Raw genomic sequence first — 17,500 nt, forward strand, 5'->3', positions numbered from 1 at the left:
AGCATCCGGGCTTCCGGGGCGTCCCCATGCGTGCGCCTCTTTTCATCCTCGGTCCCAAGTTCGCGAGTTGTCCGATGTCCTGTAGGAATTTGCTGATAGCCCTTATCGCCGCCTTTCCGATGGCGCTTCCGGCGCATGCCAGCGACCGCTACCAGTCCCGCCCGCCCGTCATGGTCTCGCCCGATCTTTCAGCCCCCTGGGTGCTGCAGCTCGGCGGCATCCCCGCAACACAGGGGCGCCAGAAACGCCGGATCGATCAGGCGCGTCCCCAGGCGACCCGCCAGCCGGTGCCGGCCTATGGTTCGCCACAGAGAGTACGGAGTGCCGTCAACCCTCAGGTCCGGCCCGAGCGGCGCGTCATCAGCCAGCGGCGCGGCCTCTTCACCCGCCAGCAGCCTGCCGTTCGGCAGGTGGTGTCGCGACCCCAGCGTCCGGCCAAGCCGCAGATCGAGCCACAATTCCTGCCGCAGATGGTGGCCTATGACGGGAAACATGCGCCAGGCACCATTGTCATCGATACCCGCGAACGCTTTCTGTACCTCGTGACGGAGCATGGTCAGGCAAAGCGCTACGGCGTTGGCGTCGGCAAGCCGGGCTTCGAATGGGCCGGCACCCACAAGGTGACCGCCAAGAGGGAATGGCCGGATTGGCGGCCGCCGCAGGAGATGATTGCACGCGAAGCCGAGAAAGGCCATTTCCTGCCGGCGCATATGCCAGGTGGGCCGGAAAACCCGTTGGGTGCGCGCGCGCTCTATCTCGGCTCGACGCTCTACCGCATCCACGGCACCAATGCGCCCTGGTCGATTGGCAGCGCCGTTTCCTCAGGATGCATCCGCATGCGCAATGAAGACGTGATCGATCTCTATGATCGTGTTCCGCAGGGCGCGAAGGTCATTGTGATATAGAGCACTCATCGAGTCACAAGACTTACTTTCAATCTTGCTTTAACGCAGAGAAAAGATAGCGTATCCCCCGACAAATTGGGGGATACCTGATGCAGAAATCCAGACTGACCGCAGCCACTCTACTCTTTCTCAGCGCCGCCCTGGCGCTCCCGATGCCGGCATCCGCCATCAACCTTGACCCTCCGCAGCTGCGCAGCGACGTGACGCTGGTGGCGCAGCAGCGCAAGGAAATTCCTTCAAAGTTCAAGCGCCAGGTCGTGCGCCTGAGCACCAAGGAAAAACCCGGCACGATCATCATCGACACCAACAACAAGTTCCTCTACCTCGTTGAAGGCAAGAACCGCGCGATCCGCTACGGCGTTGGCGTCGGTCGCGAAGGCTTTGGATGGTCGGGCGTGGTCAAGATCGGTCGCAAGGCCGAATGGCCGGAATGGCGCCCACCGGCAGAAATGCGCCGCCGCGAAGCCGCCAAGGGCCACATTCTACCCGTCGTGCAGGAAGGCGGGCCGGACAATCCGCTCGGCGCGCGCGCCATGTATCTCTACAAGGGCGGCCGCGACACGATCTTCCGCATCCACGGCACCAACCAGCCCTGGACCATCGGTCTCAACATGTCGTCTGGCTGCATCCGCATGATGAACAAGGATGTCGAGCATCTGTACGAGCGCGCCGATATCGGCGCCAAGGTCATCGTCATCGGTCCCGGCAACCGCCAGGGCGATGTGTCCTTCGACGACAAGGGTGTCGACATCCTGCGCACCATCTTCGGCGGCTGAGGACCAACCGCCTCGCCAACATCACTGGCCGCGCTCCCCGCGCGGCCTTTTTGCTGTCCAGCAGAACCGTTGGGCAGTGGAGGCTTGCTTGAGACGCTGGTCAGCGCTTGATCGCGCAGAAGATCGGCGCCGTCTCATCCATCATGGTCTCTCCGGCGGCGGTGCCGGATTGCGTATGGCGAACCAGTTTTGCCTCATAGACTCCTTCAAAGCGAAGGGTCCCCATCGATTTTCGCTCTGTCTGCAAGACGATTGAAAGGCCAAGCGCGGGACGACGGCTCGGAAGCGCATTGCGCAGGCTCAACCGCAGGTCCTTATCGTCGATCCAATATTGCCGGATCATTTCGGACTCCAGCCGAAAGCGTTGCGTGCCGGCTTGTGGTGCGCTCCCCTTCAATGCGGCAATGCCGCGAAAATGGTGGAGCCGCTCCGGATCTCGCTTGTCGAAACCGAGTTCGAGTGACAGGTCGATATGGTCATCCGAGGCCGCACAGTAGATGCGCTCTGCAGCGGAGGCTGGCAGCAAGGACAGGGGACATGCCAGCAGCACAATGCCCCATGCCAGCATTCGACTTGTCATGCCGTCCTCCCGCGATGAAACATCCGGAAAGCAACATACAAGCGATCGCTTAATAATCAATCAAACTGATGCAGCCAGCGGTAGAATTCTTGGAGGGGGGCCACCATAGGCCCAGTCGAGCAGTTCGACCGTATGAACCATGGGAATGCCGGTTGCCGAGCCAATCTGGGTCAGGCAGCCAATATTGCCGGCAGCGATCACATCGGGCCGGGTGGATTCGATGTTGCGGACCTTGCGCGCCTTCAGCCGGGCGGAAATTTCCGGCTGCATGATGTTGTAGGTGCCGGCCGAGCCGCAGCAGAGATGGCCTTCCGGCGGGTCCTTGACGGTGAAGCCTGCCGCCTTCAACAGGAGCTTCGGAGCGAGCGTGACTTTCTGGCCATGCTGCAGCGAGCAGGCAGAATGATAGGCAACCGTGAGCCCTCTTGGCGCCTGGGCGGGGAGATCAAGCGTAGCCAGATATTCGGTGATATCCTTGGCCAGCGCCGAAACCTTGCCTGCCTTTTCGGCATAGGCCGGATCGAGGCGCAGCATGTGGCCATAATCCTTGATCGTCGTGCCGCATCCCGATGTGGTGACGATGATCGCATCGAGACCGCCCTCCTCGATCGCCCGCATCCAGACATCGACGTTGCGACGCGCGCTTTCGAGCGCCTGCGCCTCGCGCCCCATGTGATGGACAAGCGCACCACAGCAGCCTTCGCCAGCGGGCACGACGACTTCGACGCCGAGCCGAGTGAGAAGAGAGATGGTTGCCGCGTTGATGCCGGGGTCCAGCACCGGCTGGGCGCAGCCGGTGAGGATCGCGACACGCCCCCTGCGGATTTGCTGAGGTGTATGGATTGCGGGTCTCGCAAAGACGGACGGCTCAGGCACGGATTTTGGTGCAAGCCGCAACATCGCGGCCAGCGGCTTGAGCGGCGTGACCGCATCGAACAGCCCAGCCAGCGGACGACCGAGACGGGCCGCCTTCAAGGCCAGCCGGAACCGCTGCGGATAAGGCAGGACAAGCGCCAGCATGTTGCGGATCAGGCGATTGGCAAGCGGGCGGCGATAGGTCTTCTCGATGTGGATGCGCGCATGGTCGACCAGATGCATGTAATCGACGCCGGAGGGACAGGTGGTCGTACAGGCAAGGCACGAGAGGCAACGATCGATGTGGGTGACGATCTGCTCATCCGCCGGCCTGCCGTTTTCCAGCATGTCCTTGATCAGGTAGATGCGGCCCCGCGGACTGTCGAGCTCATTGCCGAGCGTCACATAGGTCGGACAGGTGGCGGTGCAGAAACCGCAATGCACGCATTTGCGCAGAATGGATTCCGCTTCCGCCACATGCGGATCAGCGAGCTGCTCGGCGGTGAAATTGGTCTGCACGTCGATCCTCCCGCGCGGCTGCCATCAGGGCTGCGCCAAAAATGCTGTTTCAGATCCACCAGCTATCCGGCTTGTCCACCGGCTGCCCGGCGGATGCCTTCTGCAGGCCGATGACGCAGCGGACGACGACCCAGATTGCGACGGCGAAGATCAGGATGACGCCGATGGCGACGAGCATCAGGATAGAGGCGATCAGCGCATAGAGGAGGCCAATCCAGAAGGTGCGGATGGCATAGGTATAGTGGCTGTCCACCCAGGCCGGCCCCTTGCCGCGGTTCACATAGGCCATGATCAGACCGACGATGCCGGTGATACCGACGACGAAGCTGATCAGATAGAGACAATAGACGAGCTGGGCATTGAGGCGACCCGGATTGAACCAGCCGTCGTCCGATGGCTTCATCGGGCTTTGTGAATTCGGATCATGCATCAGTCTGCTCCTTGTCCCATCAGGCCAGGATTGAAAATGCCGTGCGGGTCGAATTTAGATCGGACCCGCTCAGACAGCATTGCGACCGCTCGGCTTTGCGGCTCAAGCGCGGGAATGGAAGCCCTGATCGCTTCGGGTGCACGCATCAGCGTGGCGTGGCCACCGCCCAGCGTACGAATGCCGTGGCGCAAAACCTCGGCCTCAGGATCGGCCTCCATGCGCATCCACACGAGACCACCCTGCCAATCGTAATAGGCGTCGATGCCCGCTCTGAGCCGGAGACCTGCGACAAGCTTATAGGCCTCCGACGGTGCCATGGAGACGCGCCACAACGGGCGTGACGTACCATCGGCATAGGGGAAGACATCGCGGATCTCGCGCCAGAGCGTGAGCGTCTGATCCTTTGCAAGCCGACTGACCATGCCAAATCCGGTCATGGCTGCCGCAAGTTTTTCGGCGCGAACGGCAACGGAGGCAGCAAGCCCTTCAAGCCGCAGAACCGTTGCGGCGCCCTCGGCCAAGCCACCGCCGATGAATCGACCGCGCACGCTTTCCGGCAGGTGGGCGGCGCCGGAGACCTCGACCGAGAAAGACATGGCTGCCGCCATGGCGCGCGCCGCATCCGCGTCTTCCAGCCCAGAAATCACGATGGTTTCCGCCATTTTCGCGGTCGGCAGGACCTTGAACGTGACTTCTGTGAGGAAGCCGAGCGTGCCATAGGACCCGGCGAGCAGCTTGACGAGATCGAGGCCAGTGACATTTTTCATGACCCGCCCACCCGCCTTGACGATCTCGCCCTCACCATTGACGAAGCGGACGCCGAGCAGGTGATCGCGGGCCGCACCTGACGTGAAGCGGCGGGGGCCGGAACTGTTGACCGCAAAGAGACCGCCGATGGTGGGTGTGCCCGAGGTTCCCATCGGGCCGCGATGATCCATGGGTTCGAAGGCCATGCCCTGGCCGTTTTCCGCAAGCGCTGCCTCGATCTCGGCAACCGGCGTTCCGGCGCGCGCGGTCATGACCATTTCGGCGGGATTATAGGCGATGATGCCGGTCATCGATGCAGAGGAGAGGATGTTTTCCGCCGTCACGGCATTGCCGAAACCGGCGCGCGTGCCGCCGCCACGGATGGCAACTGCCGTCCGGCTGGCTGCGTGGTCGCGGATGATCTCGGCGGCTTCGGTTTCGGTGTTGGGGGTCAGCATGGGGTGGCCCCTCCATATGTCTGCGCCAGCTCGCCCCCCTCTGCCCTGCCGGGCATCTCCCCCACCAGGGGGGAGAGGGAATACGGCGACCGCTCGGCAATTCGGATACGATCCGACAGAAGCTTGCGAAGGGGCGCGAAACGGCGGGAGGCTTCAGCGAGCGAAGGCTGGCAGAGAGCGAAGCGCTGGCGGGTTCCCACTCTCCCCCCTTGTGGGGGAGATGTCCGGCAGGACAGAGGGGGGGCATTCGGACACAACCGCTTCATCCCCTGCCCTCCAGCGGAAAGACCTTGGAGGGGTTGAGGATCCAGCCCGCGTCGAAGGCGGAGCGCACGGCCATCTGCTGGGCGAGATCGACCTCGGAAAACTGATGGCGCATCAGATCCCGCTTCTCGATGCCGACACCATGTTCGCCGGTCAGGCAGCCGCCGGCATCGACACAGAGCTTGAGGATTTCCATACCCGCCGCCTCGGCCTTCGCCGCGTCCTCTGGATCGTTGATGTTGTAGAGGATCAACGGATGCATGTTGCCATCACCCGCGTGGAAGACATTGGCGACCCGCAGACCGTAGCGATCGATGATCTCAGCTGTCTTCTGCAACACATAGGACAACTGACTGAGCGGCACGGTGCCATCCATGCAGATGTAATCGGCGATGCGGCCCGTGGCACCGAAGGCGGATTTGCGCCCCTTCCAGATCAGCGCGGCCTCCGTGGGCGACTGGCTTTCGCGCACGGTCTTCACGCCGTGGCGGCGGGCAATCTCAACGATCGAGGTCAGCATGGCTTCCATCTCGGCCTCTGATCCCTCGACCTCGACGATCAGCAGCGCCTCGACATCGAGCGGATAGCCAGCCTTGGCAAAGGCCTCGCAGATTTCGATCGCGGGCTTGTCCATGAATTCGATGGCAACGGGAATGATGCCGGCGCCGATCACGTCGGCAACACAGGAGCCTGCTGCTTCGGCACTGTCGAAACCGAAGAGCACGGGACGCGCCCCTTCTGGCTTGGCAAGCAGGCGGACGGTGGCTTCTGTGACGATGCCGAGCTGACCTTCCGAGCCGCAGACGAGGCCGAGCAGGTCATAGCCCTCTGCATCCAGGTGCTTGCCGCCGAGATCGATGATTGTGCCGTCGACCAGCACCAGCTTGGCGCCAAGAAGGTTGTTGGTGGTGACGCCGTATTTCAGACAGTGGGCGCCGCCCGAATTCATGGCGATATTCCCGCCGATAGTGCAGGCAAGCTGGGAACTGGGATCGGGCGCGTAGAAATAACCATCTGCACCGACGGCATCGGAGATCGCAAGATTGGTGACACCCGCTTGAACGGTCGCGGTGCGATTGACATAGTCGATATCGAGGATGCGGGTCATGGCGGAGAGACCGAGCACGACGGCATCCTCTTGCGGAATGGCACCGCCCGACAGCGAGGTGCCCGCTCCGCGCGGTACGACGGGAATGCCATAGCGGTGACAGTATTTCATCACGGCCGCCACCTGGGCCGTGGTTTCGGGCAGAACGACAGCCAGAGGACGACGTCGATAGGCGATGAAACCATCCGTCTCAAAGGGCACAAGGGCCGTCTCTTCAGCAACCAGACGGCCTGACGGCACCAGCTCGCGCAGGTCGGCAAGGATCTCCGCGCGACGCGACAGGACTTCGGCTCTTGGTGGCAAAAAGGCGATCGCTTCGCTCATGACGGCTTCCCCCTCAACGCCGCCAGTCTAACCAAGGCGCGCGCCCAGCTCAACTGGTCTTTTTTTCTTACCACTATGATCTGGCGGCTGCAAATGCTATAGACTTGTGACTGAACTGACAAAAATGGCGGAGTGAGGCATGACCAATCTCGGCGATCTCGAAGTTTTCGTCCGGGTGATTGCTGCAGGCAGCATGTCGACGGCGGCGCGTGATCTTGGGCTGTCGCCGGCCGTCGTGTCAAAGCGCATCAAGCGGCTTGAAGACAAGCTCGGCACCCGGCTTCTGCAACGCACAACCCGGCAGATCTCGCTGACGGAAGCGGGCCAGGGTTTCTACGAGCGCGTTCTGACCGTTCTTGGCGGACTGGAAGAGGCGGAAGCCTATGCCTCGGGGCGCTCGTCCGAGGTCAATGGAACCCTGAAGATATCTGCCCCGACCTCCTTTGGCCGCATGCATGTGGCACCGCACCTCAAGCCTTTCATGCAGGCGCATCCCGACCTGACGATCAATCTGGTGCTCACCGATGAATTGACCGATATCGTCGGCGGCGGCTTTGATCTTGCCATCCGGATTGCGGGCCTGAACGATTCTTCGCTGGTGGCCAAACGTCTTGCCTCCGTTCGTCGGGTGCTGTGCGCCTCACCGGCCTACCTCGCCGAATACGGAACGCCCAGGAGCCTGGACGATCTGAAGGCACATCGCTGCCTGCCCGCACACAACCACGAATATTGGCGCCTCGAAGGCCCTGACGGACAGGTGTCGCTCCGGCCCGAAGGCCAGCTGATCACCAATTCCAGCGAAGTCATTCGCGAGGCCGTCATTGCAGGCCTCGGCATTGCGCTGCGCTCGACCTGGGACATCGGCGCCGAATTGAAGAGCGGAAAGCTGGTGCAGGTCCTGCCGGACTACGAGAGCTCCCGCAGCGTGGCGCTGTTTGCCGTCTATCCGACGCGCCAGTTCCTACCCGCCAAGGTGCGGTTGTTTATCGACTATCTGGCGGAGCTTTACGGGCCGGTGGCCTACTGGGAGCGCTGAGGCTCACCCCTGCATGCCACCCGGCACCGAACTCCAGAAGCCATATTTCTTCGAATGGTTGCGGCGCAGTTCGGCGAGGAAGGCGGCATGGGTCGATAGCCCATGGCCATCCGGCAATTCCGGCATCAACCGCGCAAGCTCTCCGACATAACGACCCGCCTGCGGATAGGCCATGCCGATGCCGCGCCTGAGAATATCCTCGACGAGAGCGCGGTAAAGCAGGACCGCCGCGCGCGGTTCCTTGGCCGACAGCGCCTCTGCGGCAGGGGCGAGGTCGTCATAGTAGCGGCCTTCCCAATCATGGTTGTGACGCTCGACCAGGCGGGCGGCGAGATCAAGCCGCGGCCAGCTGATGAAGAAATCGAGTGCGAGATAGATATCCTCATGTTCGGCAGCGATGGCAAAGGCGCGATCCATTTCTTCAAACTCGGCAAAATCATCAAGCTTAGAGAGGTAAAGCTTCAGGACTTCCGGATTGAGCGTCTCGGAAAACTCGCGCCAGCGCAGCTCCTGCGCATCCTCGCGACGTTTCAACCGCTCAAGGATTTCGGCCTCCAGCATCCGGCGCTCATGCGCACCATATTCGGGGCCCACCGACGTCAGGCTACCATTGACCGGGATCAGCCGCATGCCGCGCGGCCGTTCGCGCACCCATTCCAGGGCCTGATCGAAGCGGCCGGCTTCGGCGAGCAGCGCAGCCACAGTCAGCGTGTCGCGGCGGTTTTCCGGCTTGCGTTTTTCGAGCGACAGGAAGGCGTCGATGTCAGCGAGCCTAAGAGACAAGCGCTGCGCCAGATCCAGCGCTCCGAATTTCATCGGTTCGTCAGCCAGCACCGCCATCAGCGCGTCACGCCAGGCATGTGCGCCAGGTGCAGCAAGGACAGATGTCAGGCCGAGCAGGAAGCCTGTATGCTCGCCGTAGCGGTCGCGAAGACGCAAGCGTTCCAGATGCGGCACCAGCAAGACCTGCTCTTCGGCATCCACCGACTGGATCAGTTCCTGCGCTGCAGTTTCCGTATCGTCGAACACCTTCCAGAGCCGGGCGCTATCGGCAACAAGCCGCGCAGATATCGGGAACCTCAGGCCCAGAAAGCGCAGAATGCGCTCGGCACCGGCCTGCGGATCGACCGCTCCGAGTTCAGAAAGAATATTGCGGGCAAGGGCTGAAAACTCCACCGCCATATCGCGGGCACGCGCCTTGTTGATCCGTGCCGTCGACTGATCGATCGCATCGAGGCGCTTGTCGATCAGCCTGGCCATCTCGTCCGGCCCCATCTCGCCGGCCAGTGCCGTCTGCAACCGGGCTTTCAGAGCCTTGTTGGCGGCGGCTTCGTCGAGCAGGATGTCGATCAGCTTCTCCAACCCGAGACTGCCCAGCCCCTTGCGGTCGAGCTTCGCCTTTGCCTGCTTCGCCATCTGCCCCAGCCATCTTCGCTTTTGCCGGCCCTTATATCGGACGGAGGGACCGGCGGGGCAAGGGCAAAAGCAGTGAGAGGAGTTAGCGTCCCACCACACCCTTTTTCAAGTACCATATTATGGTATCATTCCCTTATGAAAAAGAGGCATCGATCAACGCTGGAGCAGATCTTTGCACGTCCCGTCAGCGGCACGATCCGCTGGCTGGATATCGAGGCCTTGCTTCTGGCGCTCGGGGCAGAGATCAGCGAGTGCGAAGGGTCCCGCATCGGGATCTTTCTGTTTGGCCAGGTGCGCGTGTTTCATCGACCGCATCCATCGCCTGAAACCGACAAAGGTGCTGTAGCAAGCGTTCGAAAATGGCTCGAAGACAATGGAATTACGCCATGAACAATATCATCGACATCAAGGGGCACAAGGCCGTCGTCTCGTTTGATCCAGATCTCGGCCTGCTGCGGGGTGAGTTTCTGGGCTTGAACGGCGGCGCGGACTTTTATGCCGACAGCATTGAAGCGCTTCGTCACGAAGGCAGCCTGTCGCTCGATGTCTTTCTGGACATGTGCGCTGAAAAAGGCGTTGAGCCCTATCGGCAGTTTTCGGGCAAATTCAACCTCCGCCTGGATCCGAAGATCCACGAAGCGGCGGTTCTCGCCGCGCGCGCCGAGGACAAGAGCCTCAACGAATGGATCTCGGGCCTGATCGAAGATGCGGCCGGGCGCTGATCAATCATCCCTCTCGTGGTGGCGTCTCAGCCTTCGCACCATCCACCAGACGCCGAGGATGGCGATTGGGACCGAAAGGCCGGTGACGACGACAGGATCGACCGGCAGGAGATCGTGCGGGATAGCCTTGGCGGCATAGCCGATCAGGCCGATGACGTAGTATGAAATCGCAGCGACCGAGAGGCCTTCGACCGTTTGCTGCAGGCGCAGCTGCATTTCGGCGCGCCGGTTCATGGCGGTCAGCAGATCGGAATTCTGCCGCTCGAGTTCAACGTCGATCCAGGACCGGACGAGCCCTGTAGCGCGGGCGAGCTTGCGGGAGAGATTGGCCTGGCGCTCTTCGATCGACTGGCAGGTGCGCATGGCTGGCGCCAGGCGTCGTTCCAGAAAGGCACCGAGCGTTTCGTGGCCCGGTACCGGGGTTTCATCGAGCGTCTTGATGCGCTCGCGGACGATCCCGTCATAGGCACGACTTGCCCCGAAACGGTATAGGCTGAGGGCGGCATTGGCTTCGAGTTCGGCGGCGAGCCTCGTGATCTCGGTCAGCATCTCGTCAGACTCGTCGCGGGCATGGGCTTTCATGCGCTGGGTCACCGCGGTCAGTCCATCCTCGATGCGACGCATTTCCGGCGACAATGCCTGGGCAAGCGGCAGGCCGAGCATGGCCATGGTGCGATAGGTCTCGATATCGAGAAGGCGCTGGATCACGGCTCCGCGCCCGGCCTCGGTCATGCCGCGATCGATAACAAGAATCTGGGTCAGGCCGTTTCCATCCTGACGAAAATCGGTGAGCACGGCCGCCTGGCCGTTCTTGAGTTCACTGTAGCAAAGGCTGGCCGGATCGAAGACGGCCCGGGCGCTGGCGATATCGGGACCATCAGGCCGCAATTCCAGGCGTATGCCCGAGATCAGTGGGCCCGGCGCTGTGAAACCATCTCCGAAAGGGTGGATCGGCACTTCGCCGCCGAACGTCTCCGGCAGCGGCGCATCCCAGAACCAGGTGGAAAACTCGGTATGGCGCTCCCAGCGCAGCGTGCCCTGCCCCCAGGCAAGCGCGTGATGGCGGGTCTGCCTGTCCGGCGGGGCCACGCCGCGCGCCCGCGACAATTCGGAAATGGCGGCGTGGTGAACCGCCGCTCCGCCATCCATCATGAAGGCCAGCTGGAAGATCACCCGGCCCGAGCTCAGGAGCGGATACGGCCGCGCATGGATTTCACCCAGTGCGATCGCGCGTTCCGGCGCCGATGGAAATGCGAAGTCACCCTTTGCCACGCCTGCCCCCTTGCCTGATCGCATCACGCTAGCAGCGCTCTTGCCAATCGGCAAAGGCTCATTCGCGAGTGGCGCCATCATTGAAGCACTGGACAAATTAATTGACCAATTGCCGCGACCGCTGTTAACTCGGCGTCTCGGGAGGCGAATGTGAGCAAGGACGAAACCAGATTATTCTCCGGCATCAGCCACAGCCGGACGGCCGATGAGGTGGTCCAGCAGATCGAGCTTCTGATTCTGGACGGCGTGCTGCGCGATGGCGACCGGCTGCCCGGCGAACGCGATCTGGCGCAATCCCTCGACGTATCCCGCCCTATCCTGCGCGAAGCGTTGAAAGAGCTTGAAGCGCGGGGCTTGCTGACAAGCCATCATGGTGGCGGCACCTTTGTGGCCGACATCATCGGGCAAGTGTTTTCAAAACCGATCACCGATCTCATTTCCCGTCATGCCCGCGCAACGCGGGACTATCTCGAATATCGTCGCGAACTTGAAGGGCTGACCGCCGAGCTTGCCGCCCGGCGCGCCTCAGAGACGGACAAGGCGCTGCTTGCCCGCATCATCGAGGACATGCGCCGCGCCCATCAGAGCGGCCTGCCTGAAGACGAGCTGGCTGCCGACGTCGAGTTTCACAATGCCGTTGGCGAGGCGGCGCATAATATCGTTCTCCTGCACACGATGCGCGCCTGTTACAGGCTTTTGTCGGAAGGCATCTTCTTCAATCGCAAGGCCGTGTTTTCGCTACCGGATGCGCGCGAGCAATTGCTGGCGCAGCATGTGGCAATCCATGATGCCATCATTGCCGGCGATGCGATCGCCGCCAAGCAGGCGGCACAGGCGCATATCGATTTTGTCATGCGGGCGGTCGACGAGAGCGTGCGCGCGGACGAATGGGGGCGCGTTTCGAAGTTACGACTGCTCAAGCGTGACAAAGACAATGCTTCGATGCGGCCGGGCAAAGCCAACAATACCAAAACGGAGACCGCACGATGACAGCTGAAACCCAGGCACCGAAGGTTGGCCTCTTTGCCACCTGTCTCGTCGATCTCTTCCGGCCAAGCGTCGGCTTTGCTGCCGCCAAGCTTCTGGAGGAAGCCGGTTGCGAGGTGCATGTGCCGCTTGCCCAGACCTGCTGCGGCCAGCCGGCCTACAATTCCGGCGACCGTAAAGATGCAAAGGACCTGGCCAAGCAGGCGATCGAGCTCTTTGAAGGGTTCGATTACATCGTTGCGCCATCAGGTTCGTGCGCGGCCATGCTCAAGATGCATTATCCGGAGCTCTTCCAGGGCGACGCTGAATGGGAGGAACGCTGTCGGCGATTTTCCGACAAGGTGTACGAACTCGTTTCTTTCCTGACCGATATCCGTGGCATGTCCGGGGTGACGGCACGGCTGAGCAAGACCGTGACCTATCACGATAGCTGTTCGGGGCTTCGGGAGCTTGGAATAAGCCACCAGCCGCGCCAGCTACTCTCCAGCATCGACGGGCTGAAGCTGGAGGAAATGGCAGGATCGGATGTCTGCTGCGGCTTTGGTGGCACCTTCTGCGTCAAATATCCCGATATTTCCGGAAAGATCGTTTCGAAGAAGACGGCGACCATAACCGAGACCGGAGCCGACATGCTGCTTGCCGGTGACATGGGCTGCCTGATGAACATGGCAGGCAAGCTGAAGCGCGAAGGCTCTTCCATCGAGGTGCGGCATGTGGCCGAGGTTCTGGCCGGAATGACCGACAGCCGACCGATTGCGGGTGGCAAGTGAGAGCCGAGGGAGGAGATCCAGATGCAGTTCACCGCACCGCAGTTTAAAGACAATGCCGCCCGTGCGCTGGCTGACAGCCAGCTGCAGAAGGCGCTCACAAATGTTGAGCGCGGCTTCATCAACAAGCGTGCCGCCGCCGCAGCGGCACTCCCCGAATTCGAGGCGCTGCGCGACAGGGGCCGCGATATCAAGGATCATACGCTCGCCCATCTCGACCTCTATCTCGAGGCTTACGAGACCAAGGTGACGGAAGCCGGCGGGCATGTGCACTGGGCAGAAAGCGCAGAAGATGCACGCGCCATCGTGCTCGACATCTGCGGGCGCGTTGGCGCGAAAACCGTGACCAAGGGCAAATCGATGATCACGGAGGAGATCAATCTCAATGATTTCCTGGCGGATCACGACATCGAGCCTGTCGAGACCGATCTTGGCGAATACATCATCCAGCTGCGCGGTGAGCATCCGAGCCACATCATCGCGCCGGCCGTCCATTTGAACAAGGAGCAAGTGGAGGCCGATTTCCGTCGCGTGCACACCCATCTTGCGGCCGACCGTGACCTCACGGCAGCGGAAACACTGCTTTCAGAGGCACGTCACGTTCTGCGCAAACGCTATTTCGATGCCGATATCGGCATCACCGGCGCCAATTTCCTGATTGCCGAAACGGGCACCTCGGTCATCGTGACAAATGAGGGAAATGGCGATCTCACCCAGTCCCTGCCGCGTGTGCATATCGTCATGGCCTCGATCGAAAAGCTCGTGCCGACGCTGGAGGACTGTTCGCAGATCCTGAGGCTGCTTGCCCGCTCGGCGACCGGTCAGGATATTTCCACCTACACCACCTTTTCCACCGGACCGCGCCGGGCAGACGATCCGGACGGGCCGGAGGAATACCACGTCATCCTGCTCGACAATGGCCGGACCGCGATGCTCGGCAGTGACTTCCAGGACATGCTGCGCTGCATCCGCTGCGGCGCCTGCATGAACCATTGTCCGATCTATCATGCCGTCGGCGGCCATGCCTATGGCTCCGTCTATCCGGGGCCGATGGGGGCGGTCCTCACCCCCTCCCTCTTCGGGGTCGATCAATCCGGCCACCTGCCGAATGCCTCCACCTTCTGCGGGCGCTGCGAAAGTGTCTGCCCCATGCGCATCCCGCTGCCGAAGATGATGCGCCACTGGCGCGAGCGGGAATTCGAGCGGCATCTGAACCCGGCCACCACCCGCTACGGGCTTGGTCTCTGGGCCTTCGTTGCCCGGCGGCCGAAGCTTTATCGCCTGGCGACCGGCCTTGGCGCACGCCTGCTGAACGTGATCGGTGGCGCGCGCGGTCGCATCTCCGCTCTCCCGCTTGCAGGCGGATGGACCAAATACCGTGACCTGCCCGCACCGGAGAGCCGAACCTTTGCCCAGCAATGGGCGGCACGCCAGAAGACGGGACACTGAGCCATGACCAGCCCACGCAGCGGCCGTGCCGCCATCCTTTCCCGCATCCGCAGCTCGCTCAAGGTTGGCGAGCATGACAGGAACCGCGCCGCGACCGTGCAGGAGCGGCTGGCCAGTCACCCTCAGGGCATCATCCCGAAACGCGGACAATTGCCGCCGGAGGAGCGGGTAAACCTCTTTGTCGCCATGGCAGAGAAATACAATGCGACCGTGGAACGGGTCATCGATGCAAGCAGCCTGCCGGTGCTCGTTGGCGCCTATCTCCAGAACCGCAACTTGCCGGCCAGAGTGCGCATCGGAGAGGATCCTCGCCTTGCTGGACAGGACTGGCGTGCTGCTGGCGCCCTCGAAGTGACGTCAGGCCCGTCCGATGGAACCGATCTCGTCGCCGTCAGCCATGCCTTTGGCGGCATTGCCGAGACCGGCACGCTATGCCTCCTGTCGGGGCCGGACAATCCGGTGACCCTGACCTTCCTGCCCGAACATCATATCGTTGTTGTCGAAGCGCGCGACATTGCGGGTGACATGGAGACCATCTGGGCGCGGCTGAGGGCCCGTTCTGGGCAGGCTATGCCGCGTACCGTGAACCTGGTCACAGGACCGTCACGCTCGGCAGATATCGAGCAGACCCTGTTGTTGGGCGCGCATGGCCCCCGGGCCTTGCACATCGTTTTGGTTGGGGAGCCCGGATAAGCCCACATCCAGGAATTGCGCTTTTATTGACTAATGATGGAACAATTTGACCTGCAACGCCGTTCGACTTCCCTTCTGCCAAAAATGAATTTTGAAGTGGGGACTAGAAGATGCAGTCACATTTGCAGGGAACGCCGCGTATTGCGCTCGTTTCCACCCATGGTTATGTCGCAGCCCACCCGCCGCTTGGCGCCGCCGATACCGGTGGCCAGGTGGTCTACGTGCTGGAACTGGCCAAGAAGCTGGCGCAGTTGGGGCACAAGGTCGATATCTTTACCCGCCGCTTTGAAGATCAGCCTGAAATCGACGAGGTCGACGAGAATGTGCGGGTGGTGCGCATTCCCTGCGGTGGCCCGGACTTTATTGCGAAGGAATATCTGCACCGTCACCTGACCGAGTGGAACGAAAAGGCGCTGCGCTGGATCAAGCAGCAAGACCTCAACTACCTCTTCATCAACAGCCACTACTGGGATGCCGGCGTTGCCGGTCAGCGCCTGTCGGAGGCGTTGAAAGTTCCGCATATCCACACACCGCACTCACTGGGACTCTGGAAGAAGCGGCAGATGGAGACGGATTACCCTGAACGGGCCGACCGTTTTGAAGCGGAATTCAACTTCAAGGAACGCATTCAGCATGAGCTGATCGTCTATCGCAGCTGCCAGATGGTGATCGCGACGACACCGATCCAGCTCGACATGCTGATGGAGGACTACAATCTTCCGCGCAACCGGGTGCACATGATCCCGCCTGGCTATGACGACAACCGCTTCTTCCCCGTCTCGGAATCTTCAAGGCAGATGGTGCGTCAGCGTTTCGGCTTCGAGGGGCGGACGGTGCTGGCGCTTGGTCGCCTTGCAACGAACAAGGGATATGATCTGCTGATCGACGGATTCCAGGTTCTGTCCGAGCGCATGCCGGACGCGCGTCTGCGCCTCGCGCTTGGCGGCGAAAACATGGACGAGCAGGAACAGACCATCCTCGCTCAGCTGAAGCGACAGGTGCAGGACCTCGGCATTTCAGACAAGGTGGAGTTCTCTGGGTTCATTGCCGACGAAGACCTGCCCGACATGTATCGCGCCGCCGATCTCTTCGTTTTGTCCAGCCGCTACGAGCCCTTCGGCATGACGGCGATCGAGGCGATGGCGAGCGGCACGCCGACCATCGTCACCGTGCATGGCGGTCTTTTCCGCGCCATCAGCTACGGCCGGCACGCGCTGTTTGCAGATCCATTTGACAAATACGATCTTGGGATCACCATGATGAAACCGCTCAAGCATCCACGCTTATACGGACGCCTGTCGCGGATGGGGGCCCACAAGGCGCGCAGCCTGTTCACCTGGACCGGCATTGCACAGCAGCTTGTGGCGCTGGTCGAGGGGCGTCCGGGAGCGCAGGCTCTGGAAGAAAGCGATTGGGCGGAACCATGGAACGACGGGGATTGAAACCCATCCGGCTGTTTGCCTCGGATCTTGACGGCACACTGGCCGGCGATCGCGAGGGCAGCCTTGCCTTCAGCCGCTTCTGGTCGGACCTGCCGCGAGAGCGGCGACCGCTTCTCGTCTACAACAGCGGTCGCCTGATCGAGGACATCCAGGCCTTTACCGAGGAAGAGGGATTGCCCAGGGCCGACTTCATCATCGGCGGCGTCGGAACCATGCTTCATGCCGACCATGATCCGGACATTGCGCATGCCTATGCTGCAACGCTCGGCAGCCGGTTCGACGTCGACCTTCTTGAAGCCGACCTGTTTGCCTTCGAGCAGATGACTCGGCAGCCGGCGAAGTATCAGCACGCCTTCAAATCAAGCTGGTATCTGCATGATGCCAGCAAAGAGGACGTCATTGCGCTGGAACAGCGGTTGCGAAGTGCGGGCCATCCCGTGCGGATTGTCTATTCCAGCAGCCGCGACCTCGATGTCATCCCGGAGATGGCAGACAAGGGCCAGGCGCTGCGCTGGCTCTGCGGCAAGCTTGGCATTGCCCTCGACGAAGTGATCGTTGCCGGCGACACGGGCAATGATCTTGCCATGTTCGAAATCGAGGACGTTCGCGGCATCGTGCCGGAAAATGCCTTGCCTGAACTCGTCAGTTTCGCGCAGGCATCAGAGCGCATCGTGCAGGTGCCGGGCTTTGCGGCGCGCGGTGTCCTGGCGGGCCTTAGGGCATTCGGGCTGCAACCATGACGGATGTCAC

General features: G+C 61.8%; 18 protein-coding genes. 11 read left to right on the forward strand and 7 right to left on the reverse strand.

The window, feature by feature from the left end; genetic code table 11:
- Positions 1-74: 74 nt before the first annotated feature.
- Together FAA97_RS11880 and FAA97_RS11885 are read left to right on the forward strand one after the other, a co-directional pair.
- The gene (locus FAA97_RS11880) at positions 75-905 is read left to right on the forward strand and encodes a L,D-transpeptidase (protein WP_136598736.1); all 831 of its coding nucleotides are present in this window, start codon (positions 75-77) and stop codon (positions 903-905) included.
- A gap of 89 nt (positions 906-994) precedes the next feature.
- Complete coding sequence (locus tag FAA97_RS11885; RefSeq protein ID WP_136598737.1) at positions 995-1,681, forward strand: L,D-transpeptidase; 687 nt, start codon at positions 995-997, stop codon at positions 1,679-1,681.
- A gap of 100 nt (positions 1,682-1,781) precedes the next feature.
- On the opposite strand, the gene FAA97_RS11890 is transcribed toward FAA97_RS11885, so the two are convergent.
- The 5 genes from FAA97_RS11890 to FAA97_RS11915 all read right to left on the reverse strand — a co-directional run bounded on the left by FAA97_RS11890 (position 1,782) and on the right by FAA97_RS11915 (position 6,966).
- The gene (locus tag FAA97_RS11890; protein WP_136598738.1) at positions 1,782-2,261 is read right to left on the reverse strand and encodes a hypothetical protein; all 480 of its coding nucleotides are present in this window, start codon (positions 2,259-2,261) and stop codon (positions 1,782-1,784) included.
- Positions 2,262-2,321: 60 nt separating this feature from the next.
- Positions 2,322-3,635, reverse strand: coding sequence for a glycolate oxidase subunit GlcF (gene glcF / locus FAA97_RS11895; protein ID WP_136598739.1), 1,314 nt, complete (start codon positions 3,633-3,635; stop codon positions 2,322-2,324).
- 49 nt (positions 3,636-3,684) lie between these two features.
- Positions 3,685-4,065, reverse strand: coding sequence for a DUF4870 family protein (locus FAA97_RS11900; RefSeq protein WP_136598740.1), 381 nt, complete (start codon positions 4,063-4,065; stop codon positions 3,685-3,687).
- Positions 4,065-5,270, reverse strand: coding sequence for an FAD-binding protein (locus FAA97_RS11905; protein ID WP_136598741.1), 1,206 nt, complete (start codon positions 5,268-5,270; stop codon positions 4,065-4,067). The genes FAA97_RS11900 and FAA97_RS11905 overlap by 1 nt, the downstream gene beginning before the upstream one ends.
- A gap of 262 nt (positions 5,271-5,532) precedes the next feature.
- Positions 5,533-6,966 (reverse strand): FAD-binding oxidoreductase, encoded by a 1,434-nt coding sequence (locus FAA97_RS11915; RefSeq protein WP_136598742.1) that lies wholly within the window; start codon positions 6,964-6,966, stop codon positions 5,533-5,535.
- 139 nt (positions 6,967-7,105) lie between these two features.
- Here FAA97_RS11915 and FAA97_RS11920 point away from each other — a divergent pair, with 139 nt between their 5' ends.
- Positions 7,106-8,002 (forward strand): LysR family transcriptional regulator, encoded by an 897-nt coding sequence (locus FAA97_RS11920; protein WP_136598743.1) that lies wholly within the window; start codon positions 7,106-7,108, stop codon positions 8,000-8,002.
- Positions 8,003-8,005: 3 nt separating this feature from the next.
- On the opposite strand, the gene FAA97_RS11925 is transcribed toward FAA97_RS11920, so the two are convergent.
- A complete protein-coding gene (locus FAA97_RS11925) occupies positions 8,006-9,418 on the reverse strand; it encodes a DUF6880 family protein (protein ID WP_136598744.1) in 1,413 nt (470 codons plus the stop codon).
- 135 nt (positions 9,419-9,553) lie between these two features.
- Between FAA97_RS11925 and FAA97_RS11930 the strand changes: the two genes are divergently transcribed.
- The gene (locus FAA97_RS11930) at positions 9,554-9,808 is read left to right on the forward strand and encodes a type II toxin-antitoxin system HicA family toxin (RefSeq protein ID WP_136598745.1); all 255 of its coding nucleotides are present in this window, start codon (positions 9,554-9,556) and stop codon (positions 9,806-9,808) included.
- Positions 9,805-10,140: a type II toxin-antitoxin system HicB family antitoxin gene (locus FAA97_RS11935; RefSeq protein ID WP_136598746.1), complete on the forward strand. Its 336-nt coding sequence runs from the start codon at positions 9,805-9,807 to the stop codon at positions 10,138-10,140. The genes FAA97_RS11930 and FAA97_RS11935 overlap by 4 nt, the downstream gene beginning before the upstream one ends.
- On the opposite strand, the gene FAA97_RS11940 is transcribed toward FAA97_RS11935, so the two are convergent.
- A complete protein-coding gene (locus tag FAA97_RS11940; protein WP_136598747.1) occupies positions 10,141-11,412 on the reverse strand; it encodes a DUF3422 family protein in 1,272 nt (423 codons plus the stop codon).
- Positions 11,413-11,562: 150 nt separating this feature from the next.
- On the opposite strand from FAA97_RS11940, the gene FAA97_RS11945 reads away from it, so the two are divergent.
- From FAA97_RS11945 to FAA97_RS11970, 6 genes are all read left to right on the forward strand, one after another.
- Positions 11,563-12,402, forward strand: a complete 840-nt coding sequence (locus FAA97_RS11945; RefSeq protein ID WP_136598748.1) for a FadR/GntR family transcriptional regulator — start codon at positions 11,563-11,565, stop codon at positions 12,400-12,402.
- Entirely contained in the window at positions 12,399-13,169 is a 771-nt protein-coding gene (locus FAA97_RS11950; RefSeq protein ID WP_136598749.1) for a (Fe-S)-binding protein, read from the forward strand. The genes FAA97_RS11945 and FAA97_RS11950 overlap by 4 nt, the downstream gene beginning before the upstream one ends.
- Before the next feature lie 21 nt (positions 13,170-13,190).
- Entirely contained in the window at positions 13,191-14,615 is a 1,425-nt protein-coding gene (locus FAA97_RS11955) for a LutB/LldF family L-lactate oxidation iron-sulfur protein (protein WP_136598750.1), read from the forward strand.
- A 3-nt stretch (positions 14,616-14,618) separates the two neighbouring features.
- Positions 14,619-15,308 carry a LutC/YkgG family protein gene (locus FAA97_RS11960; protein ID WP_136598751.1) on the forward strand — a complete coding sequence of 230 codons (690 nt, stop codon included), beginning with the start codon at positions 14,619-14,621 and terminating at the stop codon, positions 15,306-15,308.
- A 110-nt stretch (positions 15,309-15,418) separates the two neighbouring features.
- Positions 15,419-16,750: a glycosyltransferase family 4 protein gene (locus FAA97_RS11965; RefSeq protein WP_136598752.1), complete on the forward strand. Its 1,332-nt coding sequence runs from the start codon at positions 15,419-15,421 to the stop codon at positions 16,748-16,750.
- Positions 16,732-17,490 (forward strand): HAD-IIB family hydrolase, encoded by a 759-nt coding sequence (locus FAA97_RS11970; RefSeq protein ID WP_246041423.1) that lies wholly within the window; start codon positions 16,732-16,734, stop codon positions 17,488-17,490. The genes FAA97_RS11965 and FAA97_RS11970 overlap by 19 nt, the downstream gene beginning before the upstream one ends.
- Positions 17,491-17,500 lie beyond the last annotated feature (10 nt).

Origin of the sequence: Peteryoungia ipomoeae (genome assembly GCF_004912165.1) — a bacterium.
GTDB classification, from domain to species: Bacteria; Pseudomonadota; Alphaproteobacteria; order Rhizobiales; family Rhizobiaceae; genus Allorhizobium; species Allorhizobium ipomoeae.